Below are 24774 nucleotides of genomic sequence, written 5' to 3' on the forward strand. Positions count from 1 at the left end.
CCTGACGTCCGGGCCGCCTGACAAGGGAGGATTCGACTGTCGGCGGAGCTGTGCTCGCGTTCTCAAACACCTGCCGAGCCGTAACAGGGGACATCGCTGAGCCTTGGCCAATCGAACTCATCTAGCCAGGATTTTTCGGACTATTTCGATGATTAGCGGGCTGTCGCACCTTCGGTTTCCTGCCCCTGCATTGTCAGGATGGAATCTGAGAGGAGCCTCGGGTCACTGTCAAGTAAACGAAATTTCGTGCCAATCTGACGCTAAGGTGAACCGCCGACGTACGTAATTTCAGCGAACTCCGATGGCGCTTCACCTCGCATATAGTGGACAACATGTTCGTCCACGACAATCTGCGTGTGTCGCCGCCATAGAACAGTGCCCGTTCCCACCGCAGTTTCCACTTGCTGCCGAAGCAGAATGATGCCTTCCTCGGTGGCTTCCTGGATTCACACAGCCTGTACCGCGTGGAAGTACGAGCCGAGAGGTGCAATATGACCCAAACAGCAAACCTGATTCAGCTGGTCCTTAAAGCTACACAATTGGTGGATAAAGCATCCGCTCTTGGCCCCTCGACTCCGGCGGATCTGGCAAAAGCTATTGATGAGCCGCGGCCTTCGGTCTACAGGATCATCGGATCGCTGGAAGAGTCCGGTATCCTTCGCCGTGCGCCGGGGGGTCTCGTTGAATTGGGCACAGGGATATTGCGGTTGGCGGACGCGGCAACCGACGCTCTCCTTGATCATGAAGCCCTTAACAAGTTGCTCGAGGGCATCCAGTCTTCGCTTGGTCTAACTGCCGCATTCTGGATACCACGCAACGGGACGGCCGTCTGCTTAGAGCAGGTTGATTCCACCGAAGTGGATCTCCACGAGCTTTCATCCGGCCGTATTCTTCCGCTCCACACTAGTGCTGCATCACATGTCCTCCTGGCATGGCAATCCCCCGAGGTACTCGAAGAGATCCTTGCCCAGGCCCCCTTCGAGAAATTGGCGTCAAGGACGCCCGTTGACGCCGAGACACTCCGCCAACTGGTAGCAGACACCAAACGCGAGGGCTGGAGGATGGAGTCCAACGAGATTGTTGATGGGATCGCAGCCCTGGGATTTCCGGTATTCAATTCGGACGGCAGCATCTTCGGCGCACTGACAGCAGCGGGTTTGGTGGACCAAGTGGTCAAGCTGCAGGAAGAAGCCAAAACCGTTCTCGCAGGCGCCGCACAGACTCTGACCGATCTCATGGCAGACTTCAAACTGGTCCCAAACACTAATGAGTTTGATGCGCCAGAATCGAAGGAATCGGTTTTGGCGAAGGCCGGCGCGCTCATGGACGCGCTGGCTGTCGAACGCGTAGCAACCTCCGCCAGACTTGCCAGCCTCACAGGTGAACACATCAGCTCGGTCTACCGCATGCTGGGCACTCTTGTTGAGGCCGGTTGGATAGAACAGCTTGGCCACCGCGGTTCCTATCGCATCGGCAGTAAAATGATTTCTTTGGCCGGGAATCTGCTGAACCACATGGACTTGCGGCGGGCTGCGCTTCCCGTGCTACGCGAAATTCACGATGCGACCGGCGAGACCGTACTTATGTGCATCAGGAGCGGGACCCGCGCTGTATGCATAGAGCGTATCGACGGTAAGCGAGTTAACAGTCGCCGTCTGGCCCTTGGAAGTTCTTTGCCGTTGCATATTGGGGCGGCGCCCCGCGCACTGTTGGCTTTCGACACTCCCCCGTCCTGGGAGGAGTACGCGGCGGTTATGAGTCAGAGCTCGGACTGGAGTTTGGGTGCTCGCTCCCGAACGGAGTTCTATGGAAAGCTCGAAGAAATCCGCGAGGCCGGCTTCGCGCTGAGCGATGATGAAGTCACTATGGGTATAGCCGCCGTCGGCGCCCCAATCTTTGATCACCGTGGCCATGTCATGGCGTCCCTATCGGTCAGCGGCCTCCGAGACGCCATCCTCCAAAAACCGGATTTCTCTCCCAGCATCATCGACTTGGCCTGCGACGGGGCACGACGGCTTTCAGCCTATTTGGGTGCCCCAGATTCCTGTATAAACGCCCGGGAGTAGAAGCGGCTGCGAGAACCCCGGCCGTTACCGAATTGCGTGCTCCGGCTTATTCTCCGCCTGGCCGCCGAACAAGAAAGCTTCGGTAGCCAGGCAGTAGAGAAGGGGCATGATGCCGTATTGGGCCACCCTGCAGGAAGACCTTGTTACTCACCAGCGGCTTTGAGCGGCACTGGGACGAGTTCCTGGATCTCGTCGAAAGTGCAGCCGAAGGTTTCGCGGACACGGACGCCGTCGGGGCCGGTGAGGAACACGGCTTTGTCGGTGTACACGCGGGTGACGCAGCCGACGCCGGTGAGCGGGTAAGTGCACGCTTCGACGATCTTGGACGCACCTTCTCGGGTCAGGAGGGTCATCATGACGAAGACGTCCTTGGCGCCGGTGGCGAGGTCCATCGCACCGCCGACCGCGGGGATCGCGTCGGGTGCGCCGGTGTGCCAGTTGGCGAGGTCACCGGTCGCGGAGACCTGGAACGCGCCCAGGACGCAGATGTCCAGGTGGCCGCCGCGCATGATCGCGAAGGAGTCGGCGTGGTGGAAGTACGAGGCGCCCGGGAGTTCGGTGACGGGGATCTTGCCGGCGTTGATGAGGTCCTCATCGATCTGGTCACCGGTGGCTACCGGGCCCATGCCGAGCATACCGTTCTCGGTGTGCAGCGTGATGTTCTGCTCCGGCTGGAGGTAGTTCGAGACCAGGGTGGGCTGGCCGATGCCGAGGTTCACGAACGAACCGGGGGCAATGTCGCGGGCCACGAGCCGGGCGAGGTCGTCACGGCCCAGCGGGGTTTCGGACGTCTGCAGGGATTTTTCGTTGGACTGGACGGTCATGTCAGGCCACCTTTTCTGCCGTGGCTGTGCCGGCGGCGGAGGCCACCTTCACGATGCTGTTGACGTAGATGCCGGGGGTCACGATGTTCTCCGGGTCCAGGGAACCGGTGGGCACGATCTCGGACACCTGCACGATGGTGTGCTTCGCGGCGGCGGCCATGATCGGGCCGAAGTTCCGGGCCGTCTTGCGGTAGACCAGGTTTCCGACGCCGTCAGCCTTCAATGCCTTGATCAGCGCGACGTCGGCGTGGATCGGGGTCTCGAACACCTGGCCGCGGCCGTCGATGATCCGGGTTTCCTTGCCCTCGGCCAGCATGGTGCCGTACCCGGTGGGGGTGAAGAACCCGCCGATCCCGGCACCGGCGGCGCGGATGCGTTCGGCCAGGTTGCCCTGCGGCACGAGCTCGAGTTCGATCTGCCCGGCCTTGTATTTGGCGTCGAAGTGCCAGGAGTCGGACTGCCGCGGGAAGGAGCAGATCATCTTGCGGACCCGGCCTTCCTTGATCAGCAGCGCCAGGCCCTGGTCGCCCTGGCCGGCGTTGTTGTTCACCACGGTCAGGTCCGTGGCGCCGGATTCCAGCAGCGCGTCGATCAGTTCGAACGGCTGGCCGGCGTTGCCGAACCCGCCGATCATCACCGTGGAGCCGTCCTTGACGGCCGCGACGGCCTCGCCGACGGTGTCAATGAAATTCAGCATCTCTTAGCCCTTCACTCCAGCGGAAACGTTTTCGAGGACGACGGCGAGGCCCTGGCCGACGCCGATGCAGATCGCCGCGACACCCCAGCGCTGGCCGGAGGCCTGGAGGGAGCGGGCGAGGGTGCCCAGGATCCGGGTGCCGGAGGCGCCCAGCGGGTGGCCCATCGCGATCGCGCCGCCGTGCCGGTTCACGATGGACGGGTCGATGCCCCAGGCGTTGATGCAGGCCAGGGACTGCGCGGCGAACGCTTCGTTAAGTTCGACGGCGCCCACCTGGTCCCAGCCGATGCCCGCCTTCGCGAGGGCCTTGTTCGCCGCCTCCACCGGCGCGAAACCAAAGAACTGGGGGTCGTTGCCGTGCGCGCCGCGCCCCGCGATCCTCGCCAGCGGTTCCAGGCCCAGGATCGACGAAGCGCTCTCAGACCCGATCCACGCCGCCGACGCGCCGTCGGACAGCGGCGAGGCGTTGCCGGCGGTGACCGTGCCGCCCTTCGTGGCGCCGGACGCGGCGTCGTCGGCCTCGGCACGGAACACGGTGTTCAGCCCGGCGAGCTTCTCTGCCGACGAGCCGGGGCGGATGCTTTCGTCGCGGACCAGGTCGGTGCCCGGGACCGGGGCGACGAGGTTGTCGTAGAAGCCCTCGTCCCACGCGGCGGCGGAAAGGTTGTGCGAGGCAGCAGCGAACTCGTCCTGCTGGGCCCGGGTAACCCCGTACTTCTCCCGCAGCCGTTCGGTGGCCTCGCCCAGGGAGATGGTCCACTCCTTCGGCATGGCCTTGTTCACCAGCCGCCAGCCCAGCGTGGTGGACGCCAGGGTCATGTCCCCGGCCGGGTAGGGCTTCTCCGTCTTCGGCAGCACCCACGGCGCACGGCTCATCGACTCGGCGCCGCCCACCAGCACCACCTCGGCGTCGCCGGCATTGATCTGGCGGGACGCGATGATCGCCGCGTCCAGCGACGACCCGCACAAACGGTTCACCGTGGTGCCCGGGATCGAGACCGGCAAACCGGCAAGCAGCGTGCCCATCCGGGCGATGTTGCGGTTCTCCTCGCCGGCGCCGTTCGCATTCCCGAACACCACCTCATCAATCCGCTCCGGGTCCAAGCCCGGCGCACGGCGAACGGACTCCTTAATCACATGTGCGGCAAGGTCATCCGGGCGGACGGTGGCGAGGCCGGAGCCGAACTTGCCGAACGGGGTGCGTACGGCGTCGTAAACAAATGCCTGGTTCATGAGGTTGTTGTCCATTTCGTTGTCCATAGTGGAAGGGCCTGCTGCCGGGTAGCAGGGGCAGTTTTGCCGTTATTGTGCGGGGGCCGTGGGAAGTTCGAGCCTCGTTTGTACGTAGGCTGTCTGGGCCGGCGGAGAGGTGAGGAAATTGACGAAGGCCTGTGCGCGGGCCGGGTCGCTGGATTGGGCGCTGACCGCCGCTGAGAATTCGGTGTAGTGCTGGAGCTCCGCTGGCAGGGGACCGACGATGTGGGCCTGGGGAACGAACAGCAGCTCACTGAGCTGCTGGATTGCGATGTCGGCGTTGCCTGTGACGACAGCCTGGGCCACGTAGCCTTGCTTGACGACGGTGGCGCGGGCGCCTACGTCTGCTCTTAGTCCCAGTTTGTCCAGGAGGGCCGCGAAGTAAGCGCCGCTTGCTCCGACTCCGGAGTAGGCAACAGAGTTTGCCGCTCGGAGGGTCTGAACGAAGGAATCAGCGGTGGAGATGTCGGGCTCCGGGGTGCCGCGTTTAACGGCCACACCGATGCCGGCGCGGGCCACCGACACCACGGTGTGGGGGTCGACGACTGTAGTGAGGGAGCCGAAGGACTCGGTAACGGCGATCATCACGTCGAAGGACTCACCGGCGTCGATGCGTCGGAGAAGTTGGACGGTGGGTTCGAAGACAGCGTCGATGCTGGCTCCTGTTTCCTGCCGGAAGGTGGTGATGACCTCATCGAGGGCTTTCTTAATAGCCGGCGAGCTAAAGACTTTCACTGGGGTTCGTTCTTTCTCGTTGTGCTTCTCAGCGGGGCGAAAGTTCCGGGCACCCCAATGCTCACTGCGTATGGGCCGGGTTACGAGGGCCGGTACTGAGCGAGGGGCACCACGAAGCCGGCGCTTTTCGGGTTGTCGGGGACAAGGTCCTGCATCATGAGCATCCGGCGTTCGCCGTAGATGTGGTCCCTGATCCAGACGACGCCGATGTCGGGGGCGGCTTCGACGACGGTTCCGCGGACGTGGCCGTGCCGTTCGGGGCAGGCAACCAGATCGCCTTCACGGACGTTCCAGGCCCATTTTCCTGTTGACATGTTGTCTCCTCGATCCTTGAAGCCAGCCGCGCACCACCGCGGTTTTCGGGCGCGGTGGAGGGAGGCCTGGGGCCGATCAAAATGAAGGGAACCAAATGGTGGGGCTGGGGCCTGCCCTGGTTCGAAGGAAAAGCCCCAGCAGGGAAGGGTTAGAACTCGACGACGCTCACGGTCTTGCCGGTGGCGGCCGATTCGGCTGCCGCGTTGGCCAGGACGAGTGCTGACACTCCATCGGCGAAGTTTGGAGAGGTGGGCGCTCCTGTGCGGATGGACTGGACGAAGGCGTCGAGTTCCGCGTAGTAGGCCTGGGGGTAGCGTTCGAGGAAGAACGGCAGGTAGGCATCCGATTCTTCTGTCCCTGCGGCGCCGGACTTGCGCACGGTTGTAGGGGCGACGTTGCCGGCGGAGAGCATTCCCTGCGGGCCGAAGGCTTCCAGCCGCTGGTCGTAGCCGAAGGCGCAGTGGCGGGAGTTGGTGATGGTGATCAGTTCACCGTCGCGGCCGCGGAGGGTCACGACTGCAGAGTCAAAGTCGTTGAGTTCGGCGATGTCTTTGCTGAAGACGTTGGATGCCACGGCGGAGACCTCGACGATGTTCGGGACGAAGGAGCGTGCCATGTCCAGGTCGTGGATGGTCATGTCGCGGAAGATGCCGCCCGACCCGGCGATGTAGTCGCGCGGGGCCGGTTCGGGGTCGCGGCTTGTGATGGTGAGCTGTTCGAGCTTGCCGATTTCACCGGCTTCGACCCGGGTGCGGACGGCGGCGAAGGACGGATCGAAGCGGCGGTTGAATCCGAGCATGATCGGGACGGTGGAATCCTTGATCTGCTCACGGCAGGTCAGGACGGTGTCGATGTCGAGGTCGATGGGCTTTTCGCAGAGGACAGCGAGGCCGTGGGCAACCGAACGGGAGATAAGGTCCACGTGGGTGCTGGTGGGAGAGCCGATGATGACTCCGTCGAGGCTGGTGTCCGCGAAGACCTCTTCAGGGTCCTGCACGGCGCGGGCGCCGGTGCTTTCGGCCAGGCGGCGTGCGCCGTCGATGAAGGGGTCGGCGATCAGGACCAGATCGACGCCCGGGTGGGCGGCGATGTTGCGGGCGTGTACCTGCCCGATGCGGCCCGAGCCGAAAAGTGCCAGGCGCAGGCGGTTGTCGTTCGACATGGGGTGTGGCCTTTCAGGAAATGGAGAAGAGATCACTTAGCGTGTGAGGGTTACGCCGGGGAAGCAGTTGATTGCTGTTTCGTAGGCGCGCTTGAGGCCTTCGGCGACGGGCAGGCTGCGGTGTTCGGCGGAGATGATCTCCACTCCCCAAGGGCCCTTGTAGCCGGCGTCCAGTGTTCGTTGGATGAAGGTGCGGGTGTCGAAGTCGCCTTCACCGCAGTAGGCGCGGTTGTTGATGGTGTCTTCGAAGATGGTGCCCACGACGTCCTTGTAGCCGTCGTCGATTTCCACGGCGAAGACCCGGTCCATGGGTACGACGTCCCAGAGGTCGTCGTGGGAGAGCCCGGACCGGTGGGTGTGCCAGATGTCGATCATGAGGCCCGCGGCGGGGCTGTCGGAGTGGGTGACGACTTCGACCGCTTCCTGTGCCGTGCGCAGGTGCGAGAACGGTGTTGCTTCGAGGGCGAGCCGGATGCCGGATTCGGCGGCTTCGTCTGCCAGGTCTGAGAATGCGCTGGCCATTGTCGACAGCGGCAGCGGTTTATCTGTCATGCCGGCGCCGACCTTGATGTGGCTGGCGCCCAGGGCCTTGGCGGCTTCGAACAGCTCTGCGCGCTGGGTGTCGGACTCGGCCCGCTCGGCGCCGGTGGCCCACCAGCCGTTGAGGAATTCGACTTCGATGATGCCGATTCCTGCCTCGCGGATCATGCGTCCCAGCTCGGGGTAGCCGATTGCGCGACGTGCGTGCAGCAGATCGTGGTGTACCAGTCCGATGCCTGACCATCCGGTCTGCGCGATGAGGTTGATGCGCTCCGTGATCGGGATGGGGCTGGTTTCGTCCGGGCGCCCGGGGGCGGTATCGCCGGCGCTCACCCAGCAGGTTGCTATCAGCTGCGGGGCTGGGGTGGTTTCGTTGGTCATGCGGTCTCGACCTCCATGGATGCTCCCTGTTCCTTCTCCGAGCGGTAGCAGGCGTCGACGATCCGGGCGACGGCCAGGGCATCGGCGACCGGGGCGACGACCGGGGCGCCGGTGCGGATACTGTCGATCCAGCCGCGCATTTCAGGATGAAAGTTGCTGATGTTTTCCAGTTCGGGCAGTTCAGAGAATTTGTTCAGTTCGGTCCTGGCGAAGGGCGGGGTGAAGTGGCTTTGGGTCCACTCGGTCCAGCCGGCGCGCCAGCCGGCACGGTCCTGGTCCACGTAGACGCGCAGCTTCTGGGGCAGGATGCCGATTTCAAGCATGCCGCCGGTTCCGTAGACAGAGATCCTGGAGCTTTCGAACCACTCAAGGTGGTCGTGTCCGTCGAAGCTGAAGGTCACGGACTTGTCCTGGTAGTTCAGCAGGACCGCAGCGGAATCTTCCCGGCTCGACTCGTCGGAAAGCCGGCCGGACTTGTGGACGCGGGCATTCACCGTGTCGGGTGCTCCGAACATGTGGACCAGGGAGTCAAGCATATGGCAACCGATGATCCAGAGGGCGCCGCCCATGTCCGCCGGCTGGTTCAGATGCGCGGTAAGGTGCTCCCCGACGAGGGCGGCACCACGGGCCGAGACGGAAACCACGTCACCGATGACGCCAGCTTCGATGAGCTTCTTGGCTTCTGCGATGGACTGGGCAAGGCGCACGTTGTAGCCAACCTGCACCACCAGTCCGGGAGCGGCTTTGGCTTCCGCCTCGGCCAGCTGAACCAGGTCTTCAACGGTTCCGCCGCCGGGCTTTTCCACCACAACGGACTTGCCGGCAGCCAGCGCCCGCAGGGCGTGCGGGACCATGTCTTTGCTCTTGGAGTGGACCATGACAGCGTTGATGCGCTCGTCCTGAAGCAGCTCGTCAATGCTGCGGGGCTCCACGTCGTACTTATCCGTGAAGTACTGCAGGCGCGGGTCGTCGTCCGCGGCCGCAACCACTTCCACCCCTTCAATTTCGCGCAGGGCGCGGACCCGGGCGGACGCGTGCGGGTGTGTGATTCCCAGAAGTCCTACGACAATCGGTTCCAACGCATGGTCTCCTTCGACTGAGCACCTATCGGTGCGTTTGGTGGATCTTGATGGGGCGGGCAGCAATGCTCGGCCGGATCAATAAGATCTAGTAGTTAGTGTCACCTAGCGGACAGCATGTCCAAAGCATTTCACGGCGGCGCGGCTGCGGTCAAGCTATGACCTGTGACACGTCGGCATCTTTCTTTGACTCTGCGCGGGGTGCACCGAGGTAGTCCGACAAGGCCCTGGTTCCCCGCAGGAGGAGCTCGACGATGGGTTCTTCGCCTGCCGGCCGGTTCAGAATGCCTTCACGGAGTCCGCTGATGGACAGCGATGCTGCGACCTGGCCGCGATGGTCGAAGATGGGTGCCCCGATGGCTGCGATGCCGGGAGTGACGTTGTTGTCGCTGATCACGAAGCCTTGGTCACGGATGTGCTCGAGCCCGGAGTAGAACTCCGAGCGGGAGCGGACGTCGCGCCAGGGTTCGCCGCTGCTGGCGACGATAGCGGCGTATTCGTCCCAGGAGGTCCTGTCTTCGAACGCGAGCAGTGCACGGGGTGCGGCGCCGACGTGCAGGGGAAGTGACTCCCCCAGTTTGAGGACCCTGCTATTGACCCGGATGCCGTCGATGCGTTCGATGCAGACCGCGCGGGTGCCGCGGCGGATGCACAAGAAGGTTGTTTCCCCGGTTGCGTCGTGGATTTCACGGAGGATGGGGGCGGCGGCCCGGCGGATATCGAGACGTCGCGTGAGGTCGCCGGAAAGGGCGATCATTTTGCTCCCCACGCGGTATGCGCCGCGATGACCGATCTGTTCGACCCATCCGGCTTCGGCGAGGGTGGCCAGCATCCGATAAATGGAACTGGCAGGCTCCTCGAGCAGCTCGGTCAGGCGCGTGGATGTGGCGATGCGTTCCTCTGCCAGGGCCGACATTAGTGCCGAGGCTTTGGCGATGACGGCTGGAGCCCGGGGGGAGTCCCGCTCGGATCCTTCCGGGGGGTCGAGCCGGGGGGCTTCTTTTCCGTCGTTGGGGTCTTCCTGGGCCATGGAGGCGGCGATGGCCTGAGCGGCGCCGTCCAGGACTCGCCGTGCCGCATCCTCGTGGCCGAGGACTGTTGCCCGGAGGCCTGCGACAGAGATGGCTCCCAGCAGGCTGCCATCCTGCCGGAAGACCGGAACGGAGATGGAGGCGACGCCTTCGATGACTTCGCTGTCGTCAACGCTCCACCTACGCTTAGCCGTCTGCTCAACTCTTTGCCTCAGATGCTCTCCGGTGAGCGGTGTCTGCGAAGCAATAGCGGGATACGGGCCGGAGGCCAATACGCTCTCCCGGAACTCGGGGGCACCGAAGGCCAGAAGGGCCTGCGACGCGGCCCCGGCGTAGAGTGGAAGCGCGCGTCCAGGGGCAAGCTCATGCAGGTCGACGTCTGCGCCCTGGATGTGATCCAGGCACACGGCCCCGTTTTCGCGGAGAACGCAGAAGTAGGGGCTCATGCCCAGCTGTCCGCGGATCCAGCGCAGCTGTTCGCGCAGCTCGGCACGGTCAATAAGGGCGTCGGCCGCCGCGTCACCGAGTTTGAGTATCCCGGTGCCCAGCTCCAGCCTGCCGTCACCACTGGGGCGGACGAGCCTTTCCTGCTCAAGTGCACCGACGATCCGGTAGACGGTTGGCCGCGGCTCGGACACGACCTTGGCCAACTCCGCCGGCGTTGAATGGCCGATCCGCGCCAGTTCATCGACCACCTGACTGGCCTTTTTCAACAGCTGAATGGTGTTCACCAAACGCCTCTTTCCTGGCCCGCAGGGGCCTCTAGCATCGCGTAACTACCCTCGCGAAGATGCGCTGCACATGACTATTTCAGCCAAGGTTGTCCGCCCCGCTAAGCGCCCGGGAGGCCAGGCTCGTGGTGCACGCAAATGTAATTTGGAACACCACTAGCCTCAAGAGCTGGTACTGTGCGAACATAGTGTCCATTGTACGACACCAAGTGCTCGCAATCACATCTAAATTTCAGGCGCGGCGGTCATGCCGACGCAGAACTGACGCCTTCAGCGTCACGCGGCTCTCCAAAGGAGGAGAACGGTGTTTAAGAAGATTTTCCTGTTCGCTGCAACAGCAGCCACGTCACTGGTACTTGCCGGATGTGCAGGCGGGGGTGCAGGCAGCGGCAACGGGGGCGGCGGTGGGACACAGGCTCCCGCCGACACCCGCATCGGGGTTTCGCTGCCGAGCCAGGACGAGGAGCGGTGGATCACCGACGGTAAGGCCATCAAGGAAGGCCTGGAGAAGGTCGGCTATCAGGTGGACCTGCAGTACGCGAACAACGACATCCCCACCCAGCAGCAGCAGGTGGACCAGATGCTGACCAAGGGAGCGGACCTGCTGATCCTGGCTCCGCTGGATGGAACGGCGTTGGCACCGCAGCTGCAGCAGGCTGCAGGGGCGAACATCCCGATCGTCTCCTACGACCGGTTCGTCCGGAACAGCGCTGACGTCGACGTTTATGTCACTTTCGACAACTTCAAGGTCGGCGCGCAGCAGGCTACGTCACTGCTGATCGGGCTGGGTGTGCTGAACAAGGACGGCTCTGAGGGGTCCGCCAAGGGCCCGTTCAACATTGAGCTGTTCGGTGGATCGCTGGATGACAACAACGCGACCTTCGTCTTCAACGGCGGCATGTCGGTTTTGCAGAAGTACATCGATAACGGCACCCTCGTGGTGAAGTCGGGGCAGAACAAGCTTTCCCAGGTGGCAACCGAGAATTGGTCGCAGCAGAAGGCGCAGGAGCGCATGGATAACCTGCTGACTGCCAGCTACGGTGGCGGAGCGGCCAAGCTCGACGGTGTCCTCACGCCTAATGACAGCGTCGCCCGCGGCGTTATCACCTCGCTGAAAAACGCCGGTTATGGGCCCACCCTGTCCTCAAAGCCCAAGCCGATGCCTGTCACGACCGGTCAGGACGCCGAGGTTGCTTCCGTGAAGTTCGTCAATGACGGTGTGCAGTTCTCCACCGTGTTCAAGGACACCCGCGCCCTGGCCGCGCAGGCCGTCAAGGCATCCCAGGACCTGCTGGCCGGGAAAGACCCCGAAGTCAACGACACCAAGTCCTACAACAACGGATCCAAGATTGTCCCATCGTTCCTGGTACCGATCCAGCCGATCTACAAGGACAACATCAAGACGGCTCTGATCGATTCCGGCTACTACACCTCGGAAGAGGTCGCAGCCGGCCGCCTTAAGTAAGCACCCCCGGGAGGGGCACACAGTGCCCCTCCCGCCCCTTCTCCCCTACAAGACCGATAGGACGGCGGGCCAATGGCCGACCACATCCTGGAAATGCAATCCATCACCAAGACCTTCCCCGGCGTAAAGGCGCTATCCGGTGTTTCGCTGGCCGTGGAACGCGGAGAGGTCCACGCCATCTGCGGCGAGAACGGCGCAGGGAAGTCCACCCTCATGAAAGTCCTCTCCGGCGTCTATCCCGCCGGAAGCTACGGTGGTGACATCCTCTACAAGGGACAGACATGTTCCTTCTCCGGCATCCGGGACTCAGAGCACGCCGGCATCGTGATCATCCACCAGGAACTGGCCCTCGTGCCGCACCTGTCGATCGCCGAGAACATCTTCCTGGGCAACGAACGCCGCGGAGCATCCGGGCTGATCGACTGGCACAAGACGAACGCCGAGGCCGCCGAACTCCTCGCCTCTGTTGGTCTGCGGGAGGAGCCCACCACCCCGGTGGGCCAGCTAGGCGTCGGCAAGCAGCAGCTGGTCGAAATCGCCAAAGCCCTGTCCAAGGAAGTGCAGCTGCTCATCCTCGACGAGCCGACCGCGGCGCTCAACGACAACGACTCCGCCCACCTGCTCGACCTGGTCCGCGCCCTTCGTGACCGCGGCATCACCTCGATCATCATTTCCCACAAACTCAACGAGATCGAAGCAATCGCCGACCACACCACCGTTATCCGGGACGGCAAGACCGTGGAAACCCTGGACATGGCGGACCCGGACGTGAACGTCGACCGCATTATCCGCGGGATGGTCGGCAGGGACCTCGAAGCGTTTTACCCCGACCGTGATTCGAACCCGGGCGAGGTCGTTCTCCGGGTGGAGGACTGGACTGTCAAGCACCCCACCCAGGACCGCCTGGTCGTTGACGGTGCGAGCTTCGAAGTCCGCGCCGGGGAAGTCATCGGCGTCGCCGGGCTCATGGGCGCCGGACGCACCGAACTGATGATGAGCCTCTTTGGCCGCTCCTACGGCAAGTTCGTCTCAGGCAAAATTTTCATGCACGGCAAGGAAATTCACACCCGGTCTGTCGCCGCAGCCATCGAGGCCCGGATTGCCTACGCCACCGAAGACCGCAAGGCCTTCGGCCTCAACCTCATCGATGACATCGCGCGGAACATCTCAGCGGCAGCACTGGGCAAACTGGCCAGCTGGGGCTTCGTTAACCACCACGAAGAGGCTCGCGCGGCCGAGTTCGCGATGAAATCGATGAACATCAAGGCACCCAACGTGAAATCGATCGTCGGCAAACTCTCCGGCGGAAACCAGCAGAAGGTCGTCCTCTCGAAATGGTTGCTCACCGACCCCGAGGTACTGATCCTGGACGAACCCACCCGCGGCATTGATGTCGGCGCGAAATACGAAATCTACACCCTGATCAACAGCTTCGTGGACGCCGGAAAGGCAGTCGTGGTTATTTCCTCGGACCTGCTCGAACTGCTCGGCACCTGCGACCGCATCTACGCGCTTTCCGCAGGCAGAATCACCGGGCAGCTGCCCAAGGCCGAAGCCTCCGAGGAACGCCTCATGACACTCATGACCAAAGAGAAGGAACTGACAGCATGACCGTGACCGCCCCCCGGGGATCCCAAAGGAAAGATGCGCCGGCCGCAGCAGCGGTCGTCAATACCGGTACCAGCGAAATCCGCGAGCTGTTCACCCGCAACCTGCGCACCAGCGGCATCTACGTCGCACTCGTAGCGATCGTGGCCCTATTCGCCGGCCTCACCGGCGGCGCCTCACTCGGGCCCGGAAACATCACCAACATCGTCCTGCAGTACTCCTACATCCTGATCCTGGCCATCGGCATGGTCATCGTGATCATCGCCGGGCACATCGACCTGTCAGTAGGCTCCGTCGTCGCACTGACCGGTGCGATCTCCGCGGTCGTCGTGATCCAGCTCGGCCAGCCGTGGTGGGTCGGCGTTGTCGCCGCCCTTGCCACCGGCCTCGCCATTGGCGCCTGGCACGGCTACTGGGTCGCCTACGTCGGGATCCCGGCGTTCATCGTCACCCTCGCCGGCATGCTCCTCTTCCGCGGCCTGACCCTGGTAGTGCTCAACAACGTCTCGCTCTCCCCCTTCCCGGCTGACTACGGGCTGATCGCCTCCGGCTTCCTCAACGGCCTTCTCGGCGGCCAGGGCTACGACGTCTTCACACTCCTCATCTTCGCCGTCGCCGTGATCGGCTACGCCTTCAACCAGTTCCGGACCCGCAAGACCCTGATCAGCTACAACCAGCTCGTCCCGTCATTCCCGCTGTTCATCGCCAAAATCCTCGTCATCGCCATCGCAGTCATGATCTTCGCCTGGCAGCTCGCCATCGCCCGCGGCATGCCGCTCGTGCTGATCATGCTGGCCATCCTCATCATGGTCTACAGCGTCCTCATGCAGCGCAGCGTCTTCGGCCGCCAGGTCTATGCCATCGGCGGCAACGTCGTCGCAGCCGCCCTGTCAGGGGTGAAGGTCCGCACTGTCAACTTCTGGATCTTCGTCAACATGGGCTTCCTCTCCGCGGTGGCCGGCATCGTCTTCTCCTCCCGCTCAAACGGGGCCCAGCCCGGCGCCGGCAACATGTTTGAACTGGACGCGATCGCCGCAGCCTTTATCGGCGGCGCGGCCGTCACCGGCGGCGTCGGAAAAGTCGTCGGAGCCATGGCCGGCGGCCTCATCATGGCCGTCATGAGCAACGGCATGCAGCTGATGGGCATCGACCAGTCCGTCCAGTCGGTCGTCAAGGGCCTTGTCCTGATGCTGGCCGTCGCCTTCGACATCTACAACAAGCGCCGCGCCGGTTCCCGCTAACCCTTCCCGCACCAAGAAACCCCGCGTGAATGAACTATTACGCGGACAACACCCCTTCAAAAAGGAGTACACCTGATGACCCAGCAGTTCGTATACGAAGCCCTCCCCATGCGGGTGCGCTTCGGCGTCGACTCCCTCGCGGCACTGCCTGAAGAACTTGACCAGATCGGACTCAAGCGCATTTTGGTCCTTTGCTCCCCGGAACAGGAAGACACCGGCAACCGGGTTGCTGAGGCCCTGGGTGAGCGGTGCGTCGGAGTTCTCCCGGAAGCCGTCATGCACGTCCCCAACGAAGTTGCACAGCGGGCCAGCGACGAGGCCTCCCGCGTCGGCGCCGATGGCTGCGTCGCCGTTGGCGGCGGCTCAGCGATCGGTCTCGGCAAAGCCATCGCCCTCAAGCACGGCCTGCCGATCGTTGCCGTCCCCACTACGTACGCCGGCTCGGAAATGACGCCCGTGTGGGGCCTGACGACCGACGGACGCAAGGAAACCGGCAAGGACCCCCGGGTTCTGCCCCGCAGCGTCGTCTACGACCCCACGCTCACCGCGACCCTGCCGGCCGCCATGTCCGTGACCAGCGGTATCAACGCCATCGCGCATGCCGTCGAAGCCCTCTATGCCCCGGACGCAACGCCGATCATCTCGCTGATGGCCGAAGAAGGCGTCAGGGCCCTCGCCGCAGCGCTGCCCGCCATCGTGGCTGACAGCTCCGACCCCGAAGCCCGCAGCAACGCCCTCTACGGATCGTGGCTGTGCGGTGCTTGCCTGGGCGCCACCACCATGTCGCTGCATCACAAGCTCTGCCACGCACTGGGAGGAACCCTCAACCTGCCGCATGCCCAAACCCACACCGTCGTCCTCCCCCACGCCCTGGCCTTCAACCAGCCCGCCGCTCCCGAAGCGACCGGTGCCCTGTCCCGGGCACTCGGTGGCGCTGCCGATCCCGCCGAGAGGCTGTGGCAGATCGCCGGCGAACTGAATGCCCCCCGCTCCCTGGCCGAGCTGGGCATGAAGGAAGAAGACATCGACCGCATCGCCGAAGAAGCAACCAGCCGCTCCTACGGCAACCCCCGCCCCATCACCTTCGACGATGTCCGCGGCATCCTGCACGCGGCATGGGCCGGCAAGCCGCCGACCGCCAACCCCACCTTCTAGCCAAAAAGTTCACGCCCTGCCATCAGGTGAGGGCGTGGCACCTCGCGGAGTAGGACCCTCCCTCACGGGTACACCCCAGGAGGGTCCTACTCCACACCCGACCACACATTAGAAAACAACTAGGAGGCAGACCTTGGTCGCCAAGCGGGCCATCGCCCCAGGAATCGCTGTATCCCCACTCGCACTCGGCACGAACGTCTTCGGCTGGACCGCCGACACCGAAACATCGCACGCCGTCCTCGACGGCTACGTTGCGGCCGGTGGGAACTTCCTGGACACCGCAGACTCCTACTCATTCTGGGCCGAGGGCAACACCGGCGGGGAATCGGAAACGATCATCGGCAAATGGCTGGCCGGCAGGTCCGACCGCGACGACCTCGTCATCGCCACCAAGGTAAGTCACCACCCGCAATTCGCCGGCATGGCCCCCGAAACGATCCGGGCTGCGATCGACGCCTCGCTCACCCGCCTCGACCTCGACGCGGTTGACATCTACTACGCGCACTTCGATGACCCCTCAATACCCCTCGTCGAGAGCATCGCGACGCTGTCCGAACTCGTCGATCAGGGAAAGATTCGCTCCATCGGCATCTCAAACTACACCGCGGAACGAATCCAGGAATGGCTCGACATCACCGCCCGCGAAGCCTTTCACGCGCCCGTAGTCATCGAGCCCCAATACAACCTCGTCGAACGAGGAATCGAAGCCGATATCCTCCCGCTCGCGCGGAGCCATGGTCTGGCCGTTGTGCCCTACTACTCCCTCGCCCATGGCTTCCTGACCGGAAAATACGACGACGGCGAGGAAATCGAAAGCCCTCGCGCCCCCGACGCGGCGAAGTACCTCAACGCCCACGGCCGCAAAGTCATCGACGCGGTCAAGTGCGTAGCCGGGGAGCACTCCACCCAGCCTGCTTCCATCGCCCTGGCATGGCTCGCAGCGCAGAACGGTGTCGCAGCCCCCATCGCCAGCGCCCGCACGACCGACCAACTCGCGCCCCTCGTTGAATCAATGCAGATCCAGTTGACCACCAGGGATCTGCAGCTGCTCGACGAGGCATCGCAACTCTGAGTCCCTGCGCGCACACCAGACACCACAAACAACAGCGAGGAAACGACAATGACCCAGCAGACCCGCGTCCCCGAAACCGAGATCGTTCCCGGCAACCAGTACGTGTCTGAGGCACAACAGCACGTTGAGGAACAACTGGTCCGCAACGTGCTGCGCTCCTTCGATGACTGCCAGGACCCGCGGCTGAAGCAACTGATGCAGTCACTCGTCTCCCACCTGCACAACTTCATCCGCGACGTTCGGCTCACTGAAGCCGAATGGAACAAAGCCATTGAGTTCCTTACCGCCGTCGGCCACATCACCGATGACCGCCGACAGGAATTCATCCTGCTCTCCGACGTCTTTGGTGCCTCAATGCAGACCATCAACGTCAACAACGAAGCCCATGGTGACGCAACCGAAGCCACCGTTTTCGGCCCCTTCTTCGTAGATGACGCCCCCCAGATCGAGAACGGCGGGGACATCGCCGGAGCCGCGCCGGGTGAACCCTGCTGGATCGAAGGAAGCGTCAAAGACACAAACGGAAATCCGGTCCCCAACGCCCGAATCGAAGTCTGGGAAGCAGACGAAGACGGCTTCTACGACGTGCAGTACGACGACGAGCGCGTCTCCGGCCGGGCCCACCTCTACAGCGACGAAGACGGAAAGTACCGCTTCTGGGGTCTGACCCCCACCCCGTACCCCATCCCCCACGACGGACCAGTCGGCAAAATGCTTGAAGCCGTAGGACGTTCGCCCATGCGCGCTTCCCACCTGCACTTCATGGTCACCAAACCCGGACTGAGGACACTGGTCACCCACATCTTCGTCCGCGGGGACGAACTGCTGAAATACGACACCGTGTTCGGCGTCAAGGAATCCCTCATTAAGGACTTCGTCCAGCAGGATGCCGGAACCCCCACACCCGACGGGCGCGAACTCGGCGGGCGTACCTGGGCGCGCACACGCTTCGACATCGTCCTGCCACCGGCCGCGGACTAGGCTCCAACCCTGCCTGCTGCCGCAGCTGCGTTCTCAATACCCCGCTGAAGTAACCGATGTAGCGAACCACTAACGGGGCGCGGCTGCGGCCCTTGAACGCCCGGCAACGCCATCTCCGACCATGAAAGCTGTGGCCTGTGTCGTTCCGGGCGTTCGGCTGCATGTCTAGTGACCGGTACCGGTGTGCGGGGCTGCCAAACACTACCAACAGTGTCGTCCTCCGGCCGGGTAGGCGGGGTCTCGGGCAGCGTGAACATCCCTTTGGACTGCCTTCTTGCGGTGGCCCGGCATGCGCTGAACGCTGCACGGCCGAGCGACAAACCCCTACCAACTTGTTTATCTGACTGCACTCTAAGGAGCGCTGAAATGGCACATCTCGACACTATCCCTCAAAAGCGCAGCAGACACCTGCCGCCACTGGGGCAGGGAAGCTACAACAAACGTCTCGGGACGGTAGCCGTCATCGCGACCTTCGGGGGCCTTCTCTTCGGCTACGACACCGGCGTGCTCAACGGCGCACTATCTTTCATGAGCAGCTACTTCAACATCACGCCCTGGGAAGAAGGGCTGATCACCTTTATCCTGCTCATCGGCGCTGCAACCGGAGCCTTCGTTGGCGGGCGAATCTCCGACCGATACGGCCGCCGCGGCTTCATCCTTGCCCTCGCCGTCCTCTTTTTCATAGGAACCTCCGGCTCCGTATTTTCACCGAGCTTTGACGTCCTGCTCGCCTTCAGATTCGTCCTCGGCCTGGCAGTGGGCGGCGCATCCGTAACCGTCCCCGTGTACCTGGCCGAAGTCGCACCTTTCGAAAAACGAGGCAGCCTCGTTTCGCGTAACGAGCTCATGATCGTAACAGGCCAATTCCTCGCCTTCCTGATCAACGCAATCATCGGCAACACGTTTGGCAGTAATCCCGACGTATGGCGCTACATGCTTTCAGTAGCGGCACTACCTGCATTCGTGCTCTTCTTCGGAATGCTTCGCATGCCCGAAAGCCCCCGCTGGCTGGTTTCTCAGGGACGGGACTCTGAAGCCCATACAGTTTTGAGAACCATGCGCTCCCCTGAACGCGCCGCCGCAGAAATGGCGGAAGTCCATGAACTGGCCGAAGAGGAGCGATTGGAGCACCTCGGGTCCTGGAAAGAGGTCCTCACAGCGCCTTGGACGCGACGCCTACTCTTCATCGGCTTCGGCATCGGTATCTTCCAACAACTCACAGGCATCAACTCGATGATGTATTACGGCACCCAGGTCTTAGAACAAGCGGGCTTTGACCGTAACGCCGCCCTCAGCTTCAACGTACTCAACGGCGTCGCATCAGTACTGCCCATGATCGTTGCGCTCTACATCATCAACCGCGTCAGCCGACGCAGCATGATGATCACAGGATTCATTGGCACCACCACAGCCCACATCGGCGTCGGCATGGTCGGCATCCTACTGCCGGAAGACAACCTGATCCGCCCTTGGATCCTTTTAGCGTTCATCCTCATGTTCATCGCCATGATGCAGGCAACCATCGGTCCGCTGGCCTGGCTCATGATCTCCGAAATCTTCCCCCTCCGCATGCGCGGACTAATGATCGGCGCGTCGGTTCTGGTTCTGTGGCTGACCAACGCGGCAGTCGCCCTAGTGTTCCCGCCGCTGGTGGCAGTAATGGGATTTGGAACTTTCCTCGTGTTCGCAGTAATCGGGTTCTTTGCCATCGCCTTCACCGCCAAGTACCTGCCCGAAACCCAAGGCCGTAGCCTCGAAGAGTTCGAAGAATCCTTCAAAGCGGAATCTGCGCCGCAGATCAAATAGGCGCTGCCAGTCAGAGCAAGCTACACCTCAACCTGACGTCAGGTGAGTGGGCCAGGGCCGTCAGAATAGAACCCGATCTTCTTTCTCTGACATGGTCGCGAGAAGCTCTTAGACCTCAATCTGACACCACGGTGGGCGTTGTAATCTGCACCATGTAAGGCAGCGGCCCGCGCGTCTTCTCCGGAAAACGTGCGTGAAGAGCGACGAAGGTAGGACTCGGCGCCCTGCAGCAACATCGCTGGTTAGAGGTTGCTGAAAATTAGCAGCATCGTACAGACGAATGCAACTCCGAAGAACAGGAACGCGCCTATCAAAAACGCCCGATGTTTTGGTTCGTCGAGGTATTCACTCTTTTTGCGTCGAAAAAAGGCTGTCAGCAGGATTGCCATGCCAACGAACAGGCCTGAAGCCAGACTGATGATGTAGACGTCGTTCATGCCCCTAGCCAACCGAATCCTGCACCTTTACCGATCCCCCGACCACAGACAGCCACGACGGCACCCCGATACATCCCCCGGCCAGCTAGCTGTACTAACCCGGTTGGTTGGTGACGCGGCTGGCTGGTGAGGCGCCTTTGAGGGGAGTGTGGGGCCTGCGGTGATTGTAGTAGTCGACGAAGTCCTGGTAACAGGCCTGACGTTCTGCTTCTGAGCCGTAGGCCCTGGCATAGGCCCATTCTTCCTGGAGGATGCGGTTGAAACGCTCTACTTTGCCGTTGGTTTGGGGCCTGTAGGGCCGGGTGCGCTTGTGCGTGATCCCGGACTCGGCCAGGACAGCGGCGAAGGCACGGGAGCGGTAGCAGGAGCCGTTGTCCGTGAGTACCCTCTGGACTTTGACGCCTTGAGCGGCAAACGCGGCGATGGCGTTGCGCATGAACGCGGAGGCGGTCTCCTTGGTTTCGTCGGGCAGGATTTCGGAGTAGACGAACCGGGAATGATCATCCACTGCGTGGTGCGGGAACGTGTAGCCCCGGACCTGGCCGCGGTCCCTGCCCCGGCCTTCGGCCAGGTTCCGGGCCCGGGAGTTGGCTTCGCCGTGTACCCGGCCGTGCACCCGGTGCCCGCCTGCGTTGGGGATCCTGCCGAGTTTCTTGATGTCCACGTGGATCATCTCGCCCGGCCAGGCAGCTCCCGGTAGCGGCCCGACCAGCGCGCGGCAGTCGGGACGGAAACGTGGAATCTTTCCGCGGCCCGCCGCAACGGCCATCCATCAACCACGATGCACCGGGCCAGCTGCAAACGCCCCGAGTGAGCTAAAAACGCGTTACGGTGGGACACGAGGACCTCCTGGTTTGTGTTCGCTCTCGACAAGCACCACACAACACCCGGAGGTCCTCTTATTGCGTCAAATCAATCCCCGTGTCATCAACCTGCCGGGACAATACAGCTAGCTCCTCGACTTCGCTGAGCCCTCTGACTAATGATTGGTTCCGAGGGCCTTCACCTGCTTGTTTTACGCCTAGCGTTCCTCCATACGACTAGGACCATCAGACAACCGAGGACGGTGGTGGATCCACCCGTGAATATGAGGACGAGGTTCTGGCTGTAAAGTCCGATTAGGAATGAGATAAAACCAAGCAGGGTAAAAAGGGCTATCAAGCCGTATTTTTTCAACCACACCATGTTCAACACGCCTCATCTGCTGCAGTACCAGCACCGATGGCGACACTGAAGGCGAATGCTGCTCCCCACCAGCCGATGGCCCCCACGGGTGGGGCCGTTGCTGTTCCCACCGTTGCTCCAATGACGGACACCACGAAAAGTCCGTAGGCGCCGACAAATCCAGCAATAGCTCCGAAACAGCCCCCGGCACTAAGTCCACTGGGGTCAGTTGCGTTGATGGGGTTGCAGCTGACATAGGCGTAGCGGTTGGCTTCTCGTCCTGAGGGATCGGGTTGGTTGAAGCGGCCGATGCCGGGGGCGTAGTAGCGTGCTCCGAATTTGGTGTAGCCGGTGGCGTCGTCTTTGTAGCCGCCGGCGAACCGCCACGGGTTGACTGGGGCTTGAGTGCCGGTTTGGGTGGTGGTGTTGCCCCAGGAGTCGTAGAGGTACGTGGCCGCCTTCGCTTGAGCGGTATCGGTGAGCAGGATTGTGGAGCCGATAGCGTCGGCCGTGTAGTAGAAGCTCGCCCCGCCTGTGCGCATGCTGATCAGGGTACCCTGCGGGTCACGGATAAACGAGGTGGTGGAGCCAGCGTTGGTTTGCTGGGTGATGCCGAGGGATCCGTTCAAGAAGGATGTCGCCCCGGAGGTGAGCCGTTCGGTGTTGCTCGATCCGGCGTAGGTGAAATTGGTCGTGTTGTGGGTTGCGAGCTGGTCGAAGGTGTTCCAAGTGCTGGTGGGTGTGCCGCCCTTGGTTTGGTTGCCGTTGGCGTCGTAGGTGTAGGTGGTCGCACCGACGGGCGGTGCGGCGCATGTGCCGGTTCCTGTGGAGGTCCAGCAGAGTTGGTCGGCCGCGTTGTAGGCGTAGTTGACGGTGGTGGCCCCGGTCTTGATCCTTGAAGTCCGGTTGCCGTTCAGGTCGTAGGTCCAGTTTTCGGTGATCGCACCGGTCACTGCCGACGTCAACCGCCGTACGGCGTCATAGCCGTAGGTAGTGACCTCGCCGGTGTCGGTGGTCATGGTCTTCCTCAGAGCTCCTTCGCGAAGCGTGGTGGAATGGGCAGTGTAGGTGTAGGCCCGACTGGCCAGGACGGCTGCGGAGGTATTGGTTGCGGTGATGGACTTGATCCGTCCCGCATTGTCGAAAACGGTGGCGTTCTTCACCCCGTTCGGATACTGCGTAGCGATGCGCCGGTCGTTGTTGTCGTAGGTGAAGCCGGTGCATCCGGTGCTGTTCGGAAAGACCAGTGTGGCCGGGCAGGAGCCTCCGGGTTCAGCCAGGGCGGTGAGCCGACTGGCATCGTCATAGCGGTAGCCCACCGTTCCGGTCGGGTCGGTGAAACTAGTGACGTTGGAATTGTGGTCGAAGGCCAACGTGGTCGTGACGCCGCCGATGGTCTTGGACGTCGGGCGGTTCTGTTCGTCGTAGACGTTGGTGGTGGTGCCGGAACCATCAACCCTGGTGACCAGGTTTCCGTTGTCATCGTAGGTGTTGGTCACGCAGGTAGCGGGAACGCAGGTCGCGCCGATGCGGGTCTGCAGCAGCCGGTCGTTCCCGTCGTAGACGTAGGTCGCGGTCTGGTTCTTTCCGTCCTTCCTGGTTGCGATCCGGCCGGCGGCATCGAAGGTGTTGGTGATGACCCCGAGCGGGGCTGGCCGCGTGATGGTGGCAGGGTTGTACGTGGCGTCGTAGGTAATGGACGTGGTGTTGCCCTTGCCGTCAATGGTCTTGCAGAGTTGACCGCGCAGGGCCCCGCACGTCGTGGCCGCGGCGTCCCCCTGGTACCGGTTGACCAGGGTGCCCGACCCGGCAGCCCCTCCCGGTGTGATGGTCTGGTACGGCCTGTTCAGGACGCTGTCGTAGGTGTAGCTGGTGACGTTCCCTTCACTGTCGCTGGAGGATGTTGGCTGGAATTCCAGATACGTCTCCGCTGAGGTGGAGGCAGGGTAGGTGTAGGCGACCTGTTTGCCCGGGCCGGTCCCGCCGATCGGGGAGGTGATGTTTGCCAGCGTGTTGTTCGGATTGAATGTCGCCGTCGTGGTTTGGTTCAGGGCATCTACTTGGGTGAGCTGGTCATCGTGGGTGTTGAAGGTCTTGCCGGTGACGTGGCCGAGCGGGTCAGTAATCGAGGTGATCTGCCGGGAGGCGTTGAACTTGTACGTTGTCACCCGGTTATCGGTGTCGGTCAGGGTCGACGTCGTGGCGTCTACGGCCGCGAGGGTGTGGACGGTCGGATCAGTCGTGTTGGCGGCGTACCGGATCTTGGACGCTTTGCCGTTGGCGTACGTCAGTTCGGTTGTGTTGCCGCGCCCGTCGGTGATCTGATCGACCAGCCCGGAGGAGTAATCGAACCCGGTGTGTTCGCCTGCAGCGTCGGTGAGGTCCTGCATACGGCCGTTGCTGTCGTAATCGATGCTGATGACCCGGTTTAGGGTCTGGTCGGTGATCTTGGATGGCTGGCCGGTGTTGTCCGCGTCGTTGTATTCGAAGAGAACCTGCCGTCCGTTGGCCAGCGTGATGGTTTCCAGCCGGCCGTCGGTGTCGTAGGCGTAGGCCATCCGGTTGGCGGTCGCGCTGTACCGGTCGCTGGCAAACGCCAGCCGGTAAACGCCGCCAACGTTCTCGTAGAAGTTGTTGTACCCGTTGTCGTTGAACCGCAAGGTCACGGCCGTGGGGCTCAAAGCCGTGACGGTGGCATTCACACCGGGCGGGGAGGTCCAGCCGCCGCCGGATTTCGGCACGAACTTGTACGTTCCCCCATCAGGGGCCGTGTAAGTGACCGAGTTGTCCGCCCCGACGGTCACCGCAGATTCGCTGGTGCCTTCCGAGAGGGTCGGTCGGTCATCGTTGATGCTGTTGTACCGCCAGGACAAATCAATGCCCCGGTCGTTACCGGCCAGATGCAGCAGCTTCCCCGTAACCAGGACGTTCCCGGTGGTCGGGTTCCACGCCAGCTTCATCCTGTCCGTCAGGTCGCGGCCGACCATTCCGGCAGCCTTCCTTGACCCCGAGAGGATTCCGTTTGGCCCC

General features: G+C 62.7%; 19 protein-coding genes and 1 pseudogene. 8 read left to right on the forward strand and 12 right to left on the reverse strand.

The window, feature by feature from the left end; translation table 11 throughout:
• The first annotated feature begins 491 nt into the window (after window positions 1–491).
• Window positions 492–2066, forward strand: a complete 1575-nt coding sequence (locus ACFRAU_RS11285; protein ID WP_377999968.1) for an IclR family transcriptional regulator — start codon at window positions 492–494, stop codon at window positions 2064–2066.
• 143 nt (window positions 2067–2209) lie between these two features.
• Here ACFRAU_RS11285 and ACFRAU_RS11290 read toward each other — a convergent pair whose 3' ends face one another.
• The 9 genes from ACFRAU_RS11290 to ACFRAU_RS11330 form a co-directional block, all read right to left on the reverse strand.
• Complete coding sequence (locus tag ACFRAU_RS11290; protein WP_377999969.1) at window positions 2210–2890, reverse strand: 3-oxoacid CoA-transferase subunit B; 681 nt, start codon at window positions 2888–2890, stop codon at window positions 2210–2212.
• A 1-nt stretch (window position 2891) separates the two neighbouring features.
• Complete coding sequence (locus ACFRAU_RS11295) at window positions 2892–3587, reverse strand: 3-oxoacid CoA-transferase subunit A (protein WP_377999970.1); 696 nt, start codon at window positions 3585–3587, stop codon at window positions 2892–2894.
• Window positions 3588–3590: 3 nt separating this feature from the next.
• Window positions 3591–4820 (reverse strand): thiolase family protein, encoded by a 1230-nt coding sequence (locus ACFRAU_RS11300; RefSeq protein ID WP_378000035.1) that lies wholly within the window; start codon window positions 4818–4820, stop codon window positions 3591–3593.
• A gap of 69 nt (window positions 4821–4889) precedes the next feature.
• Window positions 4890–5576 (reverse strand): extracellular solute-binding protein, encoded by a 687-nt coding sequence (locus ACFRAU_RS11305; protein ID WP_377999971.1) that lies wholly within the window; start codon window positions 5574–5576, stop codon window positions 4890–4892.
• Between the two features lie 80 nt (window positions 5577–5656).
• Window positions 5657–5890, reverse strand: a complete 234-nt coding sequence (locus ACFRAU_RS11310; protein ID WP_377999972.1) for a hypothetical protein — start codon at window positions 5888–5890, stop codon at window positions 5657–5659.
• A 149-nt stretch (window positions 5891–6039) separates the two neighbouring features.
• Entirely contained in the window at window positions 6040–7053 is a 1014-nt protein-coding gene (iolG, locus tag ACFRAU_RS11315; protein WP_377999973.1) for an inositol 2-dehydrogenase, read from the reverse strand.
• A gap of 36 nt (window positions 7054–7089) precedes the next feature.
• Entirely contained in the window at window positions 7090–7974 is an 885-nt protein-coding gene (locus tag ACFRAU_RS11320; protein ID WP_377999974.1) for a sugar phosphate isomerase/epimerase family protein, read from the reverse strand.
• A complete protein-coding gene (locus ACFRAU_RS11325) occupies window positions 7971–9053 on the reverse strand; it encodes a Gfo/Idh/MocA family protein (protein ID WP_377999975.1) in 1083 nt (360 codons plus the stop codon). The genes ACFRAU_RS11320 and ACFRAU_RS11325 overlap by 4 nt, the downstream gene beginning before the upstream one ends.
• A 151-nt stretch (window positions 9054–9204) precedes the next feature.
• Window positions 9205–10815: an IclR family transcriptional regulator gene (locus ACFRAU_RS11330; protein WP_377999976.1), complete on the reverse strand. Its 1611-nt coding sequence runs from the start codon at window positions 10813–10815 to the stop codon at window positions 9205–9207.
• A 304-nt stretch (window positions 10816–11119) separates the two neighbouring features.
• Between ACFRAU_RS11330 and chvE the strand changes: the two genes are divergently transcribed.
• From chvE to ACFRAU_RS11365, 7 genes are all read left to right on the forward strand, one after another.
• Complete coding sequence (gene chvE / locus ACFRAU_RS11335) at window positions 11120–12280, forward strand: multiple monosaccharide ABC transporter substrate-binding protein (RefSeq protein WP_377999977.1); 1161 nt, start codon at window positions 11120–11122, stop codon at window positions 12278–12280.
• 72 nt (window positions 12281–12352) lie between these two features.
• Entirely contained in the window at window positions 12353–13891 is a 1539-nt protein-coding gene (gene mmsA / locus ACFRAU_RS11340; RefSeq protein WP_377999978.1) for a multiple monosaccharide ABC transporter ATP-binding protein, read from the forward strand.
• Entirely contained in the window at window positions 13888–15129 is a 1242-nt protein-coding gene (gene mmsB, locus ACFRAU_RS11345; protein WP_377999979.1) for a multiple monosaccharide ABC transporter permease, read from the forward strand. Before mmsA ends, mmsB begins: the two co-directional genes overlap by 4 nt.
• Window positions 15130–15204: 75 nt before the next feature.
• Window positions 15205–16284 (forward strand): maleylacetate reductase, encoded by a 1080-nt coding sequence (locus tag ACFRAU_RS11350; RefSeq protein WP_377999980.1) that lies wholly within the window; start codon window positions 15205–15207, stop codon window positions 16282–16284.
• Between the two features lie 133 nt (window positions 16285–16417).
• Complete coding sequence (locus tag ACFRAU_RS11355; RefSeq protein WP_377999981.1) at window positions 16418–17356, forward strand: aldo/keto reductase; 939 nt, start codon at window positions 16418–16420, stop codon at window positions 17354–17356.
• 48 nt (window positions 17357–17404) lie between these two features.
• A complete protein-coding gene (locus ACFRAU_RS11360; RefSeq protein WP_377999982.1) occupies window positions 17405–18337 on the forward strand; it encodes a dioxygenase in 933 nt (310 codons plus the stop codon).
• Between the two features lie 366 nt (window positions 18338–18703).
• Window positions 18704–20143: a sugar porter family MFS transporter gene (locus ACFRAU_RS11365; protein WP_377999983.1), complete on the forward strand. Its 1440-nt coding sequence runs from the start codon at window positions 18704–18706 to the stop codon at window positions 20141–20143.
• Between the two features lie 242 nt (window positions 20144–20385).
• Here the strand turns inward: ACFRAU_RS11365 and ACFRAU_RS11370 are convergent, their stop codons facing one another.
• The 3 genes and pseudogenes from ACFRAU_RS11370 to ACFRAU_RS11380 form a co-directional block, all read right to left on the reverse strand.
• Window positions 20386–20580 (reverse strand): hypothetical protein, encoded by a 195-nt coding sequence (locus ACFRAU_RS11370; protein ID WP_377995497.1) that lies wholly within the window; start codon window positions 20578–20580, stop codon window positions 20386–20388.
• A gap of 94 nt (window positions 20581–20674) precedes the next feature.
• Window positions 20675–21420, reverse strand: a pseudogene (locus tag ACFRAU_RS11375) (integrase core domain-containing protein).
• Between the two features lie 347 nt (window positions 21421–21767).
• Entirely contained in the window at window positions 21768–24731 is a 2964-nt protein-coding gene (locus ACFRAU_RS11380; protein ID WP_377999984.1) for an RHS repeat domain-containing protein, read from the reverse strand.
• Window positions 24732–24774: the final 43 nt, after the last annotated feature.

This window comes from Arthrobacter sp. NPDC056691, from assembly GCF_042791415.1.
Classification (GTDB): domain Bacteria; phylum Actinomycetota; class Actinomycetes; order Actinomycetales; family Micrococcaceae; genus Arthrobacter.